Origin of the sequence: Streptomyces sp. NPDC021749 (assembly GCF_040640655.1) — a bacterium.
GTDB lineage: Bacteria > Actinomycetota > Actinomycetes > Streptomycetales > Streptomycetaceae > Streptomyces.
Genome location: NZ_JBFACE010000076.1, coordinates 1 through 17,770, shown reverse-complemented (window position 1 = coordinate 17,770; position 17,770 = coordinate 1). Strand labels below are relative to the sequence as shown.

The window sequence follows — 17,770 nt, the reverse complement described above, 5'->3', positions numbered from 1 at the left end:
CTCATCGAGATCGTCGAGATCGGCAAGCAGCTCCTGATCACCCGGGGCGCACTGACCACCTTCTCGATCGCCAACGACGTCGCCAAGTACTTCGCGATCATCCCGGCGATGTTCTCGGTGGCGTACCCAGGCCTGGACAAGCTCAACATCATGGGCCTGGCCTCGCCGGAGTCCGCGATCCTGTCGGCGGTCATCTTCAATGCGCTGATCATCATCGCGCTGGTGCCGCTCGCCCTGAAGGGCGTGCAGTACCGGCCGATGAGCGCCGACAAGATGCTGCGGCGCAACCTCGGCATCTACGGCCTGGGCGGGCTGATCGCCCCGTTCATCGGCATCAAGATCATCGACCTGCTCATCTCTCTGATCCCCGGAATCGGTTGATCGCCATGAACAACTCCGTAGCAAGCACCCTCCGCCTGGCGTGGGCGTCGCTGCGCATCCTGCTGGTCCTGACGGTCGTGTGCGGCGTCATCTATCCGCTGGTCGTCACGGGCATCGCACAGGGGCTCTTCCACGACAAGGCCAACGGCTCCGAGGTGAAGGTCGACGGCAAGGTCGTGGGCTCCGAGCTCATCGGCCAGAGCTGGAACATCAAGGGCACGGACAAGCCCGACCCCAAGTGGTTCCAGGGACGCCCGTCCCACAGCAAGTACGACCCGATGGCCACCGGCTCCAGCCAGCTCGGGGCCAGCGACCCCACGCTGGTCAAGAACGTGAAGGCGGCGAAGAAGCAGGTCGCCGAGTTCAACGGCGTACCGCAGTCCGAGGTCCCCAAGGACGCGGTCACCGGTTCGTCCTCCGCCATCGACCCCGGCATCTCGCCCGATTACGCCGAGATCCAGGTCAAGCGGGTGGCCAAGGCCAACAAGGTGGGCGTCGAGCAGGTCGAGGAGCTGGTCAAGGCGAACACCGCGGGCCGTACTGCCGGCTTCCTCGGCGAGCCCTCGGTGAACGTCCTCAAGCTGAACATCGCGCTCAAGGAACTCGCCCAGAAGTGATCGTGCCGCGGGTGGCCGTCGGAAGCCGGCCGCCCGCGGCGCCACGTACGTGCAGAAAGGTGACACCGATGACCCGGGTGCTGGTGGTCGAGGACGAGCCACCGCTCATGCGGGCTCTGGAGATCAATCTGAAGGCGCGCGGCTACGACGTGGAGACCGCGCCCGACGGGGCACATGCGCTGCGCCGCGCCGCCGCACGCCCGCCGGATGTCGTCCTGCTGGACCTCGGTCTGCCGGACATGGACGGCAACGATGTGATCAGGGAGTTGCGGGGCTGGAGCCGCGCGTCCATCTTGGTGGTCTCCGCCCGCCGGACCTCCCAGGAGAAGGTGACCGCACTCGACGCGGGTGCCGACGACTACATCACCAAGCCGTTCGACATGGATGAGCTGCTGGCGAGGCTGCGCGCCGCGGCTCGCCGGGTCGAGGCCGGGAAGCCGGCCGTCGGCACCACGGTCATCGAGACCGAGGGCTTTACCATCGACCTCCTCGCCAAGAAGGCCCGGCGTGAAGGGCGCGACATCCGGCTCACCCCGACCGAGTGGCACCTGGTGGAGGTGCTCGTACGCAACAGCGGTCGGCTCGTCTCCCAGCAGCAGCTGCTCCAAGAGGTATGGGGTCCTTCCCACAGCACCCAGACGAACTATCTTCGCGTCTACATGGCTCAGCTGAGGCGCAAACTGGAAGCGGATCCGGCACATCCGCGGCACTTCTTCACCGCGCCCGGCATGGGATACCGCTTCGACCCCTGACCTTGCCGGCCTCAGCCCTCCACCGAAGAATCACCGGCACGACACAGAGAGCGGGACCACGTGGCACGCGGCAAGCTGCGAATATATGTCGGCGCGGCACCGGGCGTCGGCAAGACGTACGCGATGCTGTCCGAGGCACATCGGCGCGTGGAGCGCGGCACGGACTGTGTGGTCGCCTTCGTCGAGCATCACGACCGGCCGCGCACCGAGGTGATGCTGCACGGCCTGGAACAGGTCCCCCGCACGGAGCTGGCGTACCGCGACACGGTCTTCACCGAGATGGACATCGACGCGGTCCTGGCACGCCGGCCGGCCGTGGCTCTGGTCGACGAGCTGGCGCACACCAACGTCCCCGGATCGCGCAACGAGAAGCGCTGGCAGGACATCGAAGAGCTGCTGGAAGCGGGGATCCATGTGATCTCCACGGTGAACATCCAGCACCTGGAGTCGCTCAGTGACATCGTCGAGTCGATCACCGGCATCCGGCAGAAGGAGACCGTCCCCGACGAGGTGGTGCGCCGCGCCGACCAGATCGAGCTGGTCGACATGTCTCCGCACGCGCTGCGCCGTCGCATGGCGCACGGCAACATCTACAAGCCCAACAAGGTCGATGCGGCGCTGTCGAACTACTTCCGGCCCGGAAATCTCACCGCGCTGCGCGAGCTGGCGCTGCTGTGGGTGGCCGACCGGGTCGACGAGTACCTGCAGGAGTACCGCAGCGAACACCGGGTCTCGAAGATCTGGGGCTCGCGGGAGCGGATCGTCGTCGGGCTGACGGGCGGCAGCGAGGGCCGTACGCTGATCCGGCGCGCCGCCCGGCTCGCGGAGAAGGGCGCCGGCGGCGAAGTACTGGCCGTCTACATCGCCCGCAGCGACGGGCTGGCCGCCGGCTCCCCCAAGGAACTCGCCGTCCAGCGCACCCTCGTCGAGGACCTGGGCGGCACCTTCCATCACGTCCTGGGCGAGGACATCCCCTCCGCCCTGCTCGAATTCGCCCGCGGTGTGAACGCCACCCAGATCGTGGTGGGATCCTCCCGGCGCAAGGCATGGCAGTACATCTTCGGCCCCGGTGTCGGCGCGACCGTAGCCCGCGATTCGGGCCCCGACCTCGATGTCCACATCGTCACGCACGAGGAGGTCGCCAAGGGCCGCGGACTGCCCGTCGCCCGCGGCGCACGGCTCGGACGGTCCCGGATCATCTGGGGCTGGCTGGTCGGATCGGTGGGGCCGGCGCTGCTGACCCTGCTGCTGTTGTACGTCGAGGCGAGCCTCGGCCTCGCCAACGACATGCTGATGTTCCTGATGCTCACGGTGGCGGCGGCGCTGCTCGGCGGGTTCCTGCCGGCGCTTGCGTCGGCACTGGTCGGCTCTCTCCTGCTGAACTGGTTCTTCACCCCACCGGTGCACCGCCTCACCATCGCGGATCCCAAGAACATCCTCGCTCTGGTCATCTTCGTGATGGTGGCGATCTCGGTCGCGTCCGTCGTCGATCTCGCGGCCCGGCGTACTCACCAGGCGGCGCGGCTGCGTGCCGAGTCCGAGGTCCTGTCCTTCCTGGCGGGCAGCGTGCTGCGCGGTGAGACCACACTGGATGCCCTCCTGGAGCGGGTGCGCGAGACGTTTGCGATGGAGGCCGTAGCGCTTTTGGAACGGGAGAGCGAGACGGCGCCGTGGACCTGCTCAGGCAGCGTGGGCGACGTCAGTCCACTGGCTCGCCCCGAGGACGCGGACGTCGACATGCCCGTCGGCGATCACATGGCCCTCGCGCTGACGGGCCGCGTGCTGCCCGCCGAAGACCGCCGCGTGCTCGCCGCCTTCGCGGCGCAGGCCGCCGTCGTCCTCGACCGCCAGCGTCTCCAGTCCCAGGCCGAGCAAGCCCGCAAGCTGGCCGAGGGCAACCGCATCCGCACCGCCCTGCTCGCCGCTGTAAGCCACGATCTGCGCACACCACTGGCAGGCATCAAGGCATCCGTCACCTCCCTGCGCTCCGACGACATCGAATGGTCCGACGAGGACCAGGCCGAACTCCTCGCGGGCATCGAGGAAGGCGCCGACCGTCTCGACCACCTCGTCGGCAACCTCCTGGACATGTCCCGCGTCCAGACCGGCACCGTCACCCCCCTGATCCGCGAAATCGACCTCGACGAGGTCGTGCCGATGGCGCTCGGCGGCGTGCCGGAGAGCAGCGTCGCCCTCGACATCCCCGAGGAGCTGCCGATGGTCGCCGTCGACCCGGGCTTGCTGGAGCGATCGGTCGCCAACCTCGTCGAAAACGCGGTGAAGTACAGCCCCGAAGGCGAGCCCGTACTCGTATCCGCCAGCGCACTCGGCGACCGCGTCGAACTGCGCGTCGCCGACCGCGGCCCCGGCGTCCCCGACGACGCCAAGGACCGCATCTTCGAGCCCTTCCAACGCTACGGTGACGCGCCGCGCGGCGCGGGTGTCGGCCTCGGGCTGGCGGTCGCCCGCGGCTTCGCGGAGGCCATCGGCGGCACCCTCACCGCCGAGGACACGCCCGGCGGCGGTATGACGATGGTCCTCACCGTCCCCACCGCCGCCGGACACCAGCTGGCCAAGCCCGACCTTCCGGCCGCGGTCACTTCGTAATCGCCCCGGGCATCCCCGGGCACGCTCACGTACGCGGGTCCGCCCGATGCGGCTGCACACCGGTCATCAGGAAGTCCAGGCCGCGGCGGGTGGACGCCACCACGACCCGGTCACCGGCGCGCAGGACCCTGCCGTGAGAGGGCCGCCAGTCGAAGCCCGGCCGGTCGAGACGGAGGCCGCCCATCGCGTCGCCCGAGGCAGAGGAAGGGGGCACGGCCGCGGACCCGATCGCCAGCACCCGCCATTCGTTCTCGCGGAAGGCCTGGTGGAGGGAGCGGCCCTCCAGCTCAGCGTGCCCGGCGACGTCCACGGTGGTGAAGAGGAGGGAGCCGCGTTCGACGGGCATGACGCCCAGGACATGACGGCCCATCATGGCGGCGGCGAAGGACGGAGCGGCGAGCGCCGAGACGCTGCGGCTGCGCGTGGTGGCGTCGGGGTAGGAGGCGCGCATCGTGCGGGAGACGGTGGCGGCGAAGTCGTCGTCGTAGAGCCGCATCACCACCCGCACCTGGGGGTTGCTCTCGCGGGCGGCCATCGCGATGTCGAGGTTCTCGCCGTCGTCGCGGGTGAGGACCAGCAGCGACTTGCTCTGACTGATCCGGGCGCGGTCGAGGACACCGGGCGCACCGGCGTCCTCCAGCAGCAGCGGCACACCCAGCTCGCGGGCGAGAGGGACACCGCGGGCGTGCGGATCGCGTTCTATGACGACCACATGGTGGTCGGTGGTACGCAGTTGGGCCAGCACCCGGGTACCGATCTTGCCGAGGCCGACCAGCACGATGTGATCGGCCAGGTCCTCGGCGGGCGGGTGTCCGACAGATGCCTTGCGGAATGCGTCGGTGGCGTTCATCGTCGCGGCGACCACGAGCGGCAGTACGGCCAGACCGACGAAGCCGGCGATGAGCTGGAGCACCCGGCGGGCCGGGGACTCGTCGGTCGCCGGATCGCCCATGGTGAAGATGTCCAGCAGCGGCAGATACAGCGACTTCCACAGCGGCTCGGACTCGGCCAGGGCAGTGGCACCGGCCAGCACCAGCACGATCGCGGCCAGCGCCCCGAAGACGGCGATGAGCTCGCGGGAGAGGAACACCTTCCACGGCAGATGCGCCAGCCGGTCCCGCAGCCAAGCACCGTAACTGCGCCGGCCCCGTGGCGGGGCCTCGGGCGGGTGGTGGTGGGTGACCTCCTCCAGCATCAGCCGACCGTGGGTGAACTGCCGGTGGTAGGCGGTGAAGGTGTCGGGCAGCAGCTGGGTGCCCTCCTCCCCCGGCGTCTCGGGGCTGTCCTCGCTGGCCGGGTCGTCCTGGTGGGCGCCGGACAGCACCGCCAGTGTGGCCAGGTCGGCGGACTGGGCCGGGGTGCGAGCAGGGCGTACGACGCCGCGGAAGACCTGGCCCTCGACCTGGAGGGTGTGTCCCTGACCGACCGCCGCGGCGGACACCAGCTCCGGGACCGCGGTGTCGGTGTCGGACAGCACCGTGGTGGACATGTCCAGCGACGTGCCGTCGGTCCGCCCGAGCGCCAACACGGCGCGGTCCAGCAGTCGTTCGAGATGGCTGCCGCGCTCTCGGTTGTACATGCGGATGACCAGGCGGATGGTCGGGTTGAGAGTGCGGGCCAGCAGTGCGGCGGTCACGTTGACCTGGTCGTCGCGGTAGGTCAGGGCGAGCGCGGCGGCCCGCTCCACCCCGGCGGCGCGCAGCGTCTGTTCATCCGGACGGGCGGCCACCAGCAGTTCGACCGGTGACTGCGGATCACGGTGCAGGGCGGCGATCTCCGGCGCGTGGCCGTCGCGCCCCGAGGGCAGCACCACGGTGACCGCCTCACCACAGACAGCGTCCAGCGTCACCGCCAGACGGTGCGCGAGTCCGTCGTTTCCGCAGATCACCATGTGCTGCGAGCGCTGCCCGAATGGCATACGCAGATGGAGAGTTGACGTCACGTCGTCAAGATTGCCCGGGCGGGGCGAGCGGTTCCGGTGCGCACAACAGTTCGTCGTCAAGATTGCGTATGGCCTGATGGCGCCGATCGTGTCACACCGTAAGAGAGCCGCAAATTCCGTACGTGCCATGACGTGCGCCGCTCGGTGGCGCCATAGGTTCGATCGCGGCCGACGGATGCACGAGGCGACGGCGCTCCGCCCACCGGCCTGCCCGACCTCGGCCACCGTCTCTCAGACCACCCGGCCGCCCGCACACGCAGGAGGCCGCACTCCCAGAAGGTCCCCGTATGGCTCCCGCCCCCTCCCCCGCCCCGACGGCTTCGCCCAGCGGCTCAGTCACCGTCTCCCCCCAGGGCACCCCCACACCAAGAGGCCGACGGCGGCGACGGACGCCGAGCGGACTCTTCGACCCCAAGGCACTGCTGACAGCCCTTCCCGAAGCGCTGCGCAAGCTGCATCCGCGGGCTCTGGCCACCAACCCCGTGCTGTTCGTCGTGGCCTGCGGTTCACTCCTCACCACCCTCTCCGCACTCCTCAACCCGTCCGTCTTCACTTGGGTGATCAGCGGCTGGCTCTGGCTGACGGTGGTCTTCGCCAACCTCGCCGAGGCGGTCGCCGAGGGCCGCGGCAGAGCGCAGGCCGCATCCCTGCGCAAGGCGCGTATGGACATCACCGCCCGGCGACTGCGCAACAACTGGCGGGTCGGCATCGACCTCCGGGGAGCCGAGACCGAGACCGTCGCCGCCGCCGATCTGCAGCCGTTCGACTTCGTCCTGGTCGAGGCGGGCGAGACGATCCCGGCTGACGGTGATGTCGTCGACGGCGTCGCCGCGGTCGACGAGTCGGCGGTCACCGGCGAATCCGCGCCCGTCATCCGCGAGTCGGGCGGCGACCGCTCCGGTGTCACCGGCGGAACCACCGTGCTGTCCGACCGCATCGTCGTGCGCATCACCTCCCGCCCCGGGAACTCCTTCCTGGACCGCATGATCGCCCTGGTCGAGGGCGCGACCCGGCAGCGGACACCCAACGAGATCGCACTGCACATCCTGCTCGCCGCGCTCACCATCGTCTTCATCCTCGTCGTCGTCACCGTGCAGCCGATGGCCGCCTACGCCGGCGCGGCGCAGCAGACGGCCGTGCTCGTCGCCCTTCTCGTCACCCTCATCCCCACGACGATCGGCGCGCTGCTCTCCGCGATCGGCATCGCCGGCATGGACCGCCTCGTCCAGCGCAACGTCCTTGCCATGTCGGGACGTGCGGTCGAGGCGGCCGGCGACATCAACACCCTGCTGCTCGACAAGACCGGCACCATCACCCTCGGCAATCGCGAGGCGGCCGCCTTCGTCCCGCTCCCGGGCCTCGACGACCTCCAGCTCGCGGACGCCGCCCAGCTCTCCTCCCTCGCCGACGAGACGCCCGAGGGCCGTTCCATCGTCGTCCTCGCCAAGAACAAGTACGGGCTGCGGGCACCGGCCGAAGGCGAGCTCCAGCAGGCCGAGTACGTCGCCTTCAGCGCACAGACCCGGATGAGCGGCGTCACCCTGCGCTGGACGGACGGTTCGGGGTGCGCGATCCGCAAAGGTGCGGCTGCCCAGGTCATCGATTGGGTGGTGAGGCGCGGCGGCCAAGTACCCCCCGAGGCCCTCATGTTCACCGACGCCATCGCCGCGTCCGGCGGCACCCCGCTGCTGGTAGCGGTGCACGACCGTTACGGGCCGCGGGTTCTGGGCGTCATCCACCTCAAAGACATCGTCAAGGACGGCATCCGCGAACGCTTCGCCGAACTGCGCCGCATGGGCATCCGTACGGTCATGATCACCGGCGACAACCCCCTCACGGCCAAGGCCATCGCCCAGGAAGCGGGCATCGACGACTACCTGGCCGAGGCCACGCCCGAGGACAAACTCGCCCTGATCGCCCGGGAACAGGAGGGCGGCAAGCTGGTCGCGATGACCGGCGACGGAACCAACGACGCGCCGGCCCTGGCCCAGGCGGACGTCGGCGTGGCGATGAACACCGGCACGTCGGCCGCCAAGGAGGCGGGCAACATGGTCGACCTCGACTCCAATCCCACCAAGCTCATCGACATCGTCGAGATCGGCAAGCAACTCCTCATCACCCGCGGCGCGTTGACCACCTTCTCGATCACCAACGACGTCGCGAAATACTTCGCGATCATCCCGGCCATGTTCGCCGGCGTCTATCCGGGCCTGGCGGACCTGAACATCATGGGCCTGCACAGCCCGACCTCCGCCATCACCTCCGCGATCATCTTCAACGCGCTCATCATCATCGCCCTGATCCCGCTCGCCCTGCGCGGCGTGCGCTACACCCCCGCCTCCGCCCACGACCTGCTGCGCCGCAACCTCACCCGCTACGGACTCGGCGGCCTCATCGCCCCGTTCCTCGGCATCAAACTCATCGACCTGCTGATCTCCCCGATCCCCGGCCTCGGCTGAGCGTCGCCGCAACTGCACGGGATGCGCGCTACGGCCACGGCGGCCTGAAAAGCTGATCCGCCGCACTGCCCTGCGCGCGACGGGCGAGGCGATCGACGTTGGTCGAAGGCAGTTCGCTGCCCTCGACCCGGCAGCTCGCCGTCGATCTGGGCATCAATTTCCACACCGTGAACAAGGCGTATGACCTGCTGCGGCGGGAGGGGCTCCTGCGGATCAACCGCAAGAGCGGTGCCCTGGTGCAGCGTGACGCCCGCACCGGCCCGCCGGAACCCGGCTTCACCGACGAGTGGGAGACCCGGCTGCGGACGCTGCTCGCCGAAGCGGTCGCCCACGGCGTCGGCGATCCGGCGGTTCTGCACAGCTGCGGATCCGTCCTGACCTCGTTCACGTCATCCGCACGTACCGCAGGCGGCGCCGACCCCGGCGCCGAGCAAGGAGATTCGGCGTCATGAACAGCGGAGCACTACTGGTCAACGCGGCCGTACCACTGGTGGTGTTGGCAGTAGCGTGGCTGACCCCCTCACTGACGAGTCCGACGCTGCCCTTCGGAGTGCGCATCCCCGCCGCGCGGGCGGACGCTCCGGTGATCGCCGAGCAACGCAAGCGCTATCGATGGCTGGTGGGCACGGCCGGTGGAGCGCTTGCCGCCCTGAGCGTCGGGGTGTCGACCACCACCCATTTGGTGTGGCCCGGCGTGGTGCCGGCGTTGATCCTCGCGGTGTTCCTGGCCGCCTTCAACCGGGCCCGGGTGGCGGTCGCGGCGGCCAAGCGGGATGAGGACTGGTACCGCGGCCTTCGCCAGGGCGTGGTGACCGACACTTCGCTCCGCACTGATCCGGAAGCCTTTCCCTGGCTCTGGTCGATCCCGGCGCTGCTGATCGTGGCGGCCACGGTGGTGACGTCCATCGTCCTTTACCCGGCGGTACCCGAGCGTCTCGCGGTGCACTTCAACGCTTCCGGCATCCCCGACCGCTTCGCCACCAAGTCGGTCGGCAGCGTGTTCTTCCCGGTCTTCGTGCAAGCCGGGGTGACCGCGACGATCCTGGTACTGGCCTGGTTCTCGTTCCGCGCCCGGCCGGAACTCGACCCGGCGCGAGCCGCCGACTCCACACGCAGGCACCGCCGTTTCTCGGTGCGTGCCGTGATCTCCCTGCTGGCGCTGGCCGCCTGCGTCGACCTGTCGATGCTCGCCGGGGCCTGGCCGATCTGGCATGCCGACCAGAAACTGTCCCCGGTACTCGTGATGCTGCCGATCCTGGCCGGTCTCGCCATCGTCGTCGGCGTCGCGGTCCGTACCGGTCAAGGGGGCAGCCGACTGCCCGCCGGGAGCGACGGGGCACCGGAGGAGAACACCGGTGTGGTACGGCGCGACGACGACCGGCACTGGCGCAGTGCGGGATCGCTCTACTTCAACCGCGCCGATCCCGCGCTCCACCCGTTGGGAGAACACATGCGTGGGAGCACTACCACTTGGCGGCGCTGCACACTGGCCGTACTCATGGCCACGGTGGCCATCGCCACGACCGGGCCGGCGTTAGGGACGGCTGAAGCCGTCACATCAACCCGCTCCACACCGATTGTCCCCGCCGGCGATCGCCAGGTGCGGTTCACTGCCGACGGCACCACCACGTACGGCACCGTGCACATCCCCGCCCATCGCGCGGGCCAACGGCTCCCCGCCGCCCTGCTGATCCCCGGCAGCGGCCTGACCGACCGCAACGGCGACCAGCCGCCCGCGACCACCCCGCACACCCTCGCCCTGTTCGCGAGCACCCTCGGCGAGGACGGTGTGATGAGCCTGCGCTTCGACAAGTACGGCACCGGCCGTACCGGATGGGGCCGGTACAAGAACTCGGACCACATCGACATGGCCGCGTACACCAGGCAGGCCGTGGCCGCGTACAACGCCCTGCGCGCCCAGCCCGAGGCCGACCGGAACAAGCTGCTCATCGTCGGGCACAGCGAGGGGGGCCTCCAGGCCCTGCTCGTAGACCGCGCCGTACGGACGAAGCCCGCCGGGCTCGCGCTCATCGCCCCGCAGGACACACGACTCCTGGACGCGATCGACTATCAACTCGCAGGCACCTTGGACCGACTCGTCGTGGCGGGTGAACTCAGCTCCGAGCAGGCGCAGTTGAACAAGACAGGCGTATCCCGGGCCATCGCGGACTTCCGCGCCGAGCGCCAGGTGGACACCTCAGGACTCCTGCCGTTCATCGCCTCCTTGCTGAACGGATTGTTCGATCCGCACAACGCCACGTTCGTCCGCAGCGACGACGCCATCTATCCGCCGGACATCGCCCGGCGCGTCGCCCACGGCACCCGGGCCCTGGTCACCTGTGGCACCGCGGACACCAACGTGCCGTGCCGAACCACACCGCCACTGCTCACCGCCTTGGCAGCGGCCCGCACCACTGGTCCCGGGCTACGGGTCCTGCCCGGCCTCGACCACTTCCTTCACCCCGCGGGCACCCCGGTCAACGACCAGATGATCGCCCCGGCCGCGCAGCGCGCCCTGCACGACTTCGTCCGGCCCTGGCAGCACCTCACGACGAGCTGAGCACCTCGCGTACGGCCGCCACGACGCCGACGGGCCCGCTCTGGTGGACCATGCGCCCGACGGAAGGGCGAACGCGCCGTGTTCGGGCGCCGAGCCGCCATTTCCTTGGCGTGCTCGGCGTCAGCGTGGCACTGAGACCAGTTCGATGTGCGCCGCAGCCCCGCAGCCCCCGATCCCGACGTCGTGCTGCAGGCCAGGCGGCCGGCGCGCCGTGCGCCACCAGGCCGGGCGGCGGCGGATCGGACATGACCTCAAAGCGGCGCGGGTCCCTCGCCTGGCCCTGCGGGTCCGCAAGCGCCGGACGCGGGCGCCCAGGGTCACAGTGACGACCGCGGTGCAGAGCGCTCCGGCGACGGCGGTCCAGGTCACCCCTTCCACGACGCGCCAGATGTCCGTGCCCGTCATGTGCGCCCCCCACGGCCACGTTCTCCGTTCCTTGCCCCTTGTTCCCCGTTAGAGGGCACCGACCCACGGCACTAACAAGGCTTGAGATCAACCGACCGAATGCGGGGTGGACTTCGCGAAGAGCGGGTCGCCCGGCCCGGCCGCTGACACCCCGCTACCAGCTCGGTCGACTTCGTGGCGACATGGCACTCAGGAACTGTCGTCGGTCGGGGGCGGCCCCTCGGCGGGGAACAGGATCGGGCTGATCAGGTGGCGGGTGCGCTCGGCCGAGGGAGTGTTCCCCATCCGTGAGACGAGCGCTTCGCGCATCTCGCCGATCAGCTCGGCGAGTTCGCCCCGGCTGAGCCAGAGCGCGTGCTGGCGGTAGCCCACCAGGTCGGCTGTCGGATCGGCGTCGTCCCGGTCGAGGTAGGCGTTGAACTCAGCGAGCAGGGTGGCCATGGCCACGGCGAACACGCGCCGGTGGTCCTCCACCGACACCGACGCCGCGGTGTCGGCGTCGATCACCGCCCGCTCTCCCCGCAGCAGGTACCGGCGCTCGACGGCGCCACGCACCCGCTGCTCACCCACCACCTCCAGGAGGCCGCCGTCGGCCAGCAATCCGACATGCCGGTACACGGTGGCCTTCGACACGTCGGGCAGCAGCGCGCACACCTGCGACGTGGTGAGCGTCCGCCCGCCGGACATGGCGTGCACGATGCGCAGCCGTACCGGGTGCAGCAGCAGTTCGACCGTATCCATGGGCTCACATTCTCACGGCTGATACTGTTCTCAAACTTAAGAACAATGGCTCGTTGAACAGTGACGTCGAGTGAACGGGGAGAGTCGACCATGCCGCACCCATCGCTACCGCTGGGACGCCACTACGACATCGACGGGCGGCGGCTGATGCTGCATCGCTCCGGCAACGGCGGCCCGACCGCGGTGTTCCTGGCGGGAAGCGGGCTGATGAGCCTGGACTACCTGAACATCCACCACCGTGTCGCCGAGCTGACCGGCAGCGTGCTCTACGACCGCGCCGGCAACGGCTGGAGCGACCCGGCCGAGCTGCCCCGCACCGCGGCCGAGGTCACCGACGAACTGCAAACGCTTCTGCGCACGGCCGCCGTGCCCGGCCCGTACCTGCTGGTCGGCCACTCCCTGGGCGGCGCCTACGCACGCCACTACGCGAGGCGCTTCCCCGGCGAGGTCGCCGGCCTGCTCCTGCTCGACCCGTTCCACGAGAACCTGGTCGTACGCGCACCCTTGGCGGCGCGGGAGCGGCTGGACCGGATGCTGGAAGACATGCGGGACCAGGAGCTGGTGGAGCTCACGCAGGAGCAGATCCAGCAGTCCCGCGTCCAGATGGCACCCCACTTCGCGGCCTGGCCAGAGCCCGTGCGCAAGCCGCTGATCGAACGCCACCTCGCCACCTGGCGGGTCGCCTCGCAGGAGAACCAGAACCTCTACGACAAGGTCGCCGACGAGTTCCGGCGCGCACCGGACACCCCCGACGTGCCGCTGATCGTGCTCTCCGCCATGGGGCACGACACCACACAGGCCCACCTCTGGCCCGAAGAACTGCTGCACGAGATCAACGAGAGCAAGCGCGCCCTGCACGCGGAACTGGCCGCGGAATCCCCGCGCGGCGAACACCGCATCCTCGACGACGCAGGACACGGCTGGCTCCATGAGGAACGCCCGGACGCCGTGCTCCAGGCGGTCAACGACCTTCTCCGGACGATGAGTTCAGCGAGATGACGGCCGGGTAACCTGAGCCAGAGGCATCACCGGCCGGGCCGAATTGCTGCGCACGGCGCCTCACTGCCGCCGGCCCCGCGTCAAGGACGAGGCCCAGTGCACGAGCGTGGGCCCGCCCCGGAATCCGACATGGCCTGACGGCGCAGTCGATTGCCGACCCGCAACGCGAGCACACCGGGCATCTCATCGGGCTCACCGGGCAAACAACCGCAGGTCACTGGCTCGTTGCACTCAGGCCGGTTCACGTCCCCGACCACCCCAGGTACGGGCTGTCATATCGGGTTCCGTCGTCCGCGTCTTCCTCCAGAGCGGCCATGCGCGCCTTGTACTCGGCCTGCGGGATCTGCCCGAGGATCGCAAGACGTTCCAGTTCCAGTGCTTGGACGTCATGGGCGATCTTGCGACTCTGTTCCACTTGCTCTCTGCTGAACTTAACGGCCTTGGCGCGCTCTAAGGAGCGGCTTCGCTGCAACTGCTCGGCAATCAACCGTGCGGTCTGTTCGAAGTAGTCGTCGTGCCGGCCTGACCACATCCTGCCACCCCGTTTTCCATCGTCACAGGACGACTCGTTCGTGGATGCACAAGCACTGGCGAGGCTGACGAAGATCTTCGAGACATACAGTGCGGACTTCCAGAGCCCCACCAATGAACCTGATGGGGAAATCGCTGTCGCGTCGGATCCCAGTGCGCCTGGAATACCCACCCCGGAGAGGTGACCTGGGCCCCCACCTCACGCCGCGCCCGTCACTCCAGGGTGTTCTCCCACCGCGCAGTGGTAGGAGGCATCCACTGGACACTTCCAATGAGGCCAGGCTTCCTCGCTCTCGGAAACGAGGGACATCGGATGACAGTGCTTGCCCCGGCATACGGGCCAGGCGCGGCCGCCCTCGATCAACTGCAGATTTTCGAGAACGGCCGCCTGAGTATGGAACGCCAGCGACTTCACCGCCGCACCAGGGTCCGCGGCCAACTCCGGTTCGAATTCGAGCGGGCCCAGCCGCGCCCCGGACACGACCAGGTCCCGCCACTGCTGCGGGTCCTCGCCTGGCGGGGCAGTGAACACCAGTCGGGGACGCAGACCGCAGACCCGCAGGTCGTGGTCGATCGGCGCGAAGAGGTCCTCGGGCTCCATGGCCGCCAAGACGAGCTCACCTTCTCACTTGCTTGGCCCGGCTCGGCATACGGCGCCGCCCCAGGACAGGTCCGACCTACGGCTTGAACTCACAGTTCACAAACCGGTAGCCGCCGCTGCGCGGCTTGCTGACAGACTTCCACGTCCAAAGGAACGACACGTCGTCCCCACGCTTCATGGTGTACTTCTTCCGGCTGCCCTTTACGTCGAAGGTGCGCGGCAGCGGGCCGTGGAAGTGGTAGCTCCACAGTTCCTTGTGAGTACGGTAGACGTTGGCCTCTCGCTTGTTCGCGAAGATCTGGGCCGAGAACTTCACCACGCCCTGCGGGGCGTTGCCCGCGGACAGCTTCACGCCCCACGGTATGCCGTGTCTCATCGACTCCTGGAGCGTGACCGTGCCGCTGACGGCACGGAAGGTCCCCCGGCACTTGGGCAGTCCGCGCGCAGCCGAAACCACAGACGTCGGCCCGTTCTCGACCTGACGCTGCAAGTCAGCCAGCGAGCCCTCTCCCTGCGCAATGCCCTGTGACCGAAGCTGCGCCAGCAGCGCCGCCACTCGGGTGTCCGTCGAAGAGCTGACAACGGGCTTCGGCGTCTGCGCTTCCGCAGCACCCGTTGTGGTCAGCAACAGGGCCGCCCCGCACGCTATGGCAGCGACGCTCCGTACATGACGATGACTCTTCATCAGACTTCCCCCAGACACGGTCGATGGACCCGAAGTCGCATCCACCGGCTCAGGCTAGGGGATATGGCCGGTCCTGATCGTTAGGAGCTCGTCAGGATGCCAGCGGTGAGGTCCAAAGAGACGTAAGAGTCGCATCGATGAAGTGGGCAATATCTGACCACGCGGCTCCGCACTAACAGCCCATCGGCCACGTGCATCAAGGACCCGTGAAATTCACACCCTCCGCCGCGAGTTGCGTTGGCCGAATGCATACGATCCCTGGGCGCAAACGATCACGCACTGCTTCACCCTGGGGGACAGCTATGGCGCATGAGCACTTTTCGATTCATCCCGAGCCGGTCAATGCCCTGTCCCGGGACTTCACTTCCTCCTCCGAGCACCTGGACAGCCGTATCAGTGCCTTCGCCTCCCGTGCGGAGAACGTGGATGACGCCTTCGGCATGATGTCCGAGTCCACCGAGGTTCTGTCGCAGTACGTCGAGATGACCCGTAACACAGTGACGTCCTTGCGACAGCTGAGTGTCGGGTTGAAACACTATGCCGTGGGCCTGCAACACACCGTCGCTTCCTACCACGGAGCCGACGCCGAGCAGGCCCGGAAGTTCGGGGGGAAATGACATTGGCCGACCAGCAGCAGGAACAGCAGCCCAAGATCGAGAAGAGCTTCGACCTTTTCAACCCTGGCGGGGACCCGTCGGTCCTGCGGGCGTGTGCCGAGGCATGGCGCCACATGGCGCAAGATCTGAAGACCACGATCGAGACCCAGGCCCACGAGGTCACCCGGCTCGGTGACAACTGGACCGGCGCTGCGGCCGACGCCTTCCACGCCCACTGGACACACACCAGGGGCCAGGTGGAGAAGGCTCTGCCGCAGTTCGAAACGGTGGCCCATCAACTGGACACCACAGCGTACGCCATCCAGAAAGCCAATGACGAGGTGCACCGTGTGGTCGAGGAGGTCCTCGCCACGGTGGCGATCGGTATCGGCCTTTCGGTACTGACCGCGGGCTTCTCCGACGCCATCGCGGCGGGCGCGGCCGAGGCAGAGATTGCCGAGGCGACAGCGGAAGTCACCCGGCTCGGACAGCTCCTGATCAGGATTGCCAAGACGCTGGAGACCGTGAAGCAGGCCATGGCTGACAGCAAGCTGCTCAAGTTCGCCATCGAGTTCGGCAAGAACACCGGCGCCAACTTCATCGGCAACGTCGGCGGGCAGGCGGTCACCGGGCAGAAGATCACCTGGGGCCAGGATTTCCAGGATGCCGCCGTGGCCGGGTTCGTGGGCGCGGGGATCGCGGAAGGCGCGGGCCGGCTCGGGGAGAGAGTAGGCAGGTGGTCGACGAATACGGGAGCCCATGCTGCCGAAGAAGCGTGGGCTCCCGGCAAGGCCATAGCCGCTGGACTGGAGGGCAAGAACCTGCTCGGCAGGATGGCCACGGAGGGCGTGGGCAGCGCGGGTGGCCAGGCCGCGGCGGACGGGGCCGAGATCATCTTCGAAGGGGAGGACAAGGACATCCTCCGGGACGCCATGTTCAGTGGCGCCGCCGGGGCGGCCGGCGGCGGTGCGAACCACGCGGGAGAAAAGATCAACGACAGCGGCGGCGCCCACCGTGCAACCGGCCGTGAGGGGTTCCCCGGATGGCAGCAGATCCCCGTCGACGGCATCATCTACGGCGCCGGCAACGCCGCCAACGCCGAACTGAGCAGCTCTGACTGACCGTGTTCAAGATCCGCAGGAGCATCAAGCGCTTCCGGGACGACCCGGACTGGACGTACCGCAAGCACGCCCGGGACTACCTCGCCGCATTCGACCCCGGCGGTTACCCGTTCAGCCTCGGCCCCGATGGCCTCGCCATTCGGAACCTGCTCCAGGGCAGCTTTCACGGCCGGGACCTGAGCCTTTTCCACCTCCTCGCATGGCAGCGCGGAGCCAAGGCAAATGTCGCATGGACCTACTCCGTTGCCGTGCTACGCCTTCCCCGCACGTTCCCGGCCACTGCCGTGACCAGCCGCCGACTGGCAGCGTCCCACCGGGTGGAAAAACGTCCCGCGCTCAATCGCCTCACGGGCCCTGCAAGAGCCTTGCCCGACCTCGGCACCCACCTGGTCCATTACTGCGCCTCCGACCCCGACTTCGCGGCTCTCATCAGTACGTACGCCATGGAACGGCGCATGCACGACGCCCGGCTGGGCTGGCGTATCGAGAAGGACCGCATGATCGGGTGGACGCATGGCCGCGAGACCTACGAGGACCTTTTGTCGCTCGCTGACGACCTCGCGGCCATCGTCGACGGCTTCCCCGATCAGGTGTGGCGCTGGCCGGAGTGACGAAGTCCCCGGGGCCGGCCCGGGCCGTATGGGCGGTGTCGTTCCAGTGGGGAACAGCGATACTGCCTTAGACGTCGTTTCACTTGGTGAGGCGGCGGTAGCCGATGAGGGTCGCTGCTATGCCGACGAAGGCGAGGAAGTGTTCGGCCTTGCGTTCATAGC

The 17,770-nt window shown here is 68.6% G+C and carries 15 protein-coding genes and 1 pseudogene; 11 read left to right on the top strand and 5 right to left on the bottom strand.

All coding sequences use genetic code 11. From position 1 onward, the window contains the following. The 4 genes and pseudogenes from AB0G35_RS36320 to AB0G35_RS36305 all read left to right on the top strand — a co-directional run. Positions 1 to 381 (top strand): annotated as a pseudogene (locus AB0G35_RS36320) (potassium-transporting ATPase subunit B); the annotation flags it as partial. Between the two features lie 5 nt (positions 382 to 386). Further along, positions 387 to 998 (top strand): potassium-transporting ATPase subunit KdpC, encoded by a 612-nt coding sequence (gene kdpC, locus AB0G35_RS36315; RefSeq protein WP_360958777.1) that lies wholly within the window; start codon positions 387 to 389, stop codon positions 996 to 998. Between the two features lie 68 nt (positions 999 to 1,066). Next, positions 1,067 to 1,750 carry a response regulator transcription factor gene (locus tag AB0G35_RS36310; protein WP_360958774.1) on the top strand — a complete coding sequence of 228 codons (684 nt, stop codon included), beginning with the start codon at positions 1,067 to 1,069 and terminating at the stop codon, positions 1,748 to 1,750. Between the two features lie 60 nt (positions 1,751 to 1,810). After that, positions 1,811 to 4,357 (top strand): sensor histidine kinase KdpD, encoded by a 2,547-nt coding sequence (locus AB0G35_RS36305; RefSeq protein WP_360958772.1) that lies wholly within the window; start codon positions 1,811 to 1,813, stop codon positions 4,355 to 4,357. 25 nt (positions 4,358 to 4,382) lie between these two features. Here the strand turns inward: AB0G35_RS36305 and AB0G35_RS36300 are convergent, their stop codons facing one another. Beyond that, positions 4,383 to 6,275 (bottom strand): NAD-binding protein, encoded by a 1,893-nt coding sequence (locus tag AB0G35_RS36300; RefSeq protein WP_360958769.1) that lies wholly within the window; start codon positions 6,273 to 6,275, stop codon positions 4,383 to 4,385. Between the two features lie 446 nt (positions 6,276 to 6,721). Here AB0G35_RS36300 and kdpB point away from each other — a divergent pair, with 446 nt between their 5' ends. The 3 genes from kdpB (at position 6,722) to AB0G35_RS36285 (ending at position 11,318) form a co-directional block, all read left to right on the top strand. After that, positions 6,722 to 8,758 (top strand): potassium-transporting ATPase subunit KdpB, encoded by a 2,037-nt coding sequence (gene kdpB, locus AB0G35_RS36295; protein WP_360958779.1) that lies wholly within the window; start codon positions 6,722 to 6,724, stop codon positions 8,756 to 8,758. 98 nt (positions 8,759 to 8,856) lie between these two features. Continuing rightward, on the top strand, positions 8,857 to 9,210 hold the full coding sequence (locus AB0G35_RS36290) for a GntR family transcriptional regulator (protein WP_360958766.1): 354 nt from the start codon (positions 8,857 to 8,859) through the stop codon (positions 9,208 to 9,210). After that, positions 9,207 to 11,318, top strand: coding sequence for a DUF1648 domain-containing protein (locus tag AB0G35_RS36285; RefSeq protein ID WP_360958763.1), 2,112 nt, complete (start codon positions 9,207 to 9,209; stop codon positions 11,316 to 11,318). The genes AB0G35_RS36290 and AB0G35_RS36285 overlap by 4 nt, the downstream gene beginning before the upstream one ends. A 594-nt stretch (positions 11,319 to 11,912) precedes the next feature. On the opposite strand, the gene AB0G35_RS36280 is transcribed toward AB0G35_RS36285, so the two are convergent. Then, positions 11,913 to 12,464: a helix-turn-helix domain-containing protein gene (locus AB0G35_RS36280; RefSeq protein WP_360958761.1), complete on the bottom strand. Its 552-nt coding sequence runs from the start codon at positions 12,462 to 12,464 to the stop codon at positions 11,913 to 11,915. Positions 12,465 to 12,554: 90 nt separating this feature from the next. On the opposite strand from AB0G35_RS36280, the gene AB0G35_RS36275 reads away from it, so the two are divergent. Further along, positions 12,555 to 13,463, top strand: coding sequence for an alpha/beta hydrolase (locus AB0G35_RS36275; protein WP_360958758.1), 909 nt, complete (start codon positions 12,555 to 12,557; stop codon positions 13,461 to 13,463). Positions 13,464 to 13,704: 241 nt separating this feature from the next. On the opposite strand, the gene AB0G35_RS36270 is transcribed toward AB0G35_RS36275, so the two are convergent. The 3 genes from AB0G35_RS36270 to AB0G35_RS36260 form a co-directional block, all read right to left on the bottom strand. Next, on the bottom strand, positions 13,705 to 14,106 hold the full coding sequence (locus AB0G35_RS36270; RefSeq protein WP_360958756.1) for a hypothetical protein: 402 nt from the start codon (positions 14,104 to 14,106) through the stop codon (positions 13,705 to 13,707). An 87-nt stretch (positions 14,107 to 14,193) separates the two neighbouring features. Continuing rightward, on the bottom strand, positions 14,194 to 14,604 hold the full coding sequence (locus AB0G35_RS36265) for a hypothetical protein (protein WP_360958753.1): 411 nt from the start codon (positions 14,602 to 14,604) through the stop codon (positions 14,194 to 14,196). Positions 14,605 to 14,671: 67 nt separating this feature from the next. Further along, positions 14,672 to 15,151, bottom strand: coding sequence for a hypothetical protein (locus AB0G35_RS36260; protein ID WP_360958750.1), 480 nt, complete (start codon positions 15,149 to 15,151; stop codon positions 14,672 to 14,674). Between the two features lie 431 nt (positions 15,152 to 15,582). On the opposite strand from AB0G35_RS36260, the gene AB0G35_RS36255 reads away from it, so the two are divergent. Genes AB0G35_RS36255 through AB0G35_RS36245 form a run of 3 tightly spaced genes read left to right on the top strand, consistent with a single transcriptional unit; the run spans position 15,583 to position 17,608 of the window. Continuing rightward, positions 15,583 to 15,897 (top strand): ESX-1 secretion-associated protein, encoded by a 315-nt coding sequence (locus AB0G35_RS36255; protein ID WP_360958747.1) that lies wholly within the window; start codon positions 15,583 to 15,585, stop codon positions 15,895 to 15,897. Between the two features lie 2 nt (positions 15,898 to 15,899). Continuing rightward, on the top strand, positions 15,900 to 16,997 hold the full coding sequence (locus AB0G35_RS36250) for a WXG100 family type VII secretion target (protein WP_360958744.1): 1,098 nt from the start codon (positions 15,900 to 15,902) through the stop codon (positions 16,995 to 16,997). Between the two features lie 2 nt (positions 16,998 to 16,999). Next, positions 17,000 to 17,608: a hypothetical protein gene (locus AB0G35_RS36245; protein ID WP_360958741.1), complete on the top strand. Its 609-nt coding sequence runs from the start codon at positions 17,000 to 17,002 to the stop codon at positions 17,606 to 17,608. The last annotated feature ends 162 nt before the right edge of the window (positions 17,609 to 17,770 follow it).

Coding starts and splice junctions, on each gene's coding strand:
- AB0G35_RS36255 (WP_360958747.1), top strand. CDS start 15,583: ATGGCGCATGAGCACTTTTCGATTCATCCCGAGCCGGTCAATGCCCTG.
- AB0G35_RS36310 (WP_360958774.1), top strand. CDS start 1,067: ATGACCCGGGTGCTGGTGGTCGAGGACGAGCCACCGCTCATGCGGGCT.
- kdpC (WP_360958777.1), top strand. CDS start 387: ATGAACAACTCCGTAGCAAGCACCCTCCGCCTGGCGTGGGCGTCGCTG.
- AB0G35_RS36285 (WP_360958763.1), top strand. CDS start 9,207: ATGAACAGCGGAGCACTACTGGTCAACGCGGCCGTACCACTGGTGGTG.
- AB0G35_RS36275 (WP_360958758.1), top strand. CDS start 12,555: ATGCCGCACCCATCGCTACCGCTGGGACGCCACTACGACATCGACGGG.
- AB0G35_RS36300 (WP_360958769.1), bottom strand. CDS start 6,275: ATGCCATTCGGGCAGCGCTCGCAGCACATGGTGATCTGCGGAAACGAC.
- AB0G35_RS36280 (WP_360958761.1), bottom strand. CDS start 12,464: ATGGATACGGTCGAACTGCTGCTGCACCCGGTACGGCTGCGCATCGTG.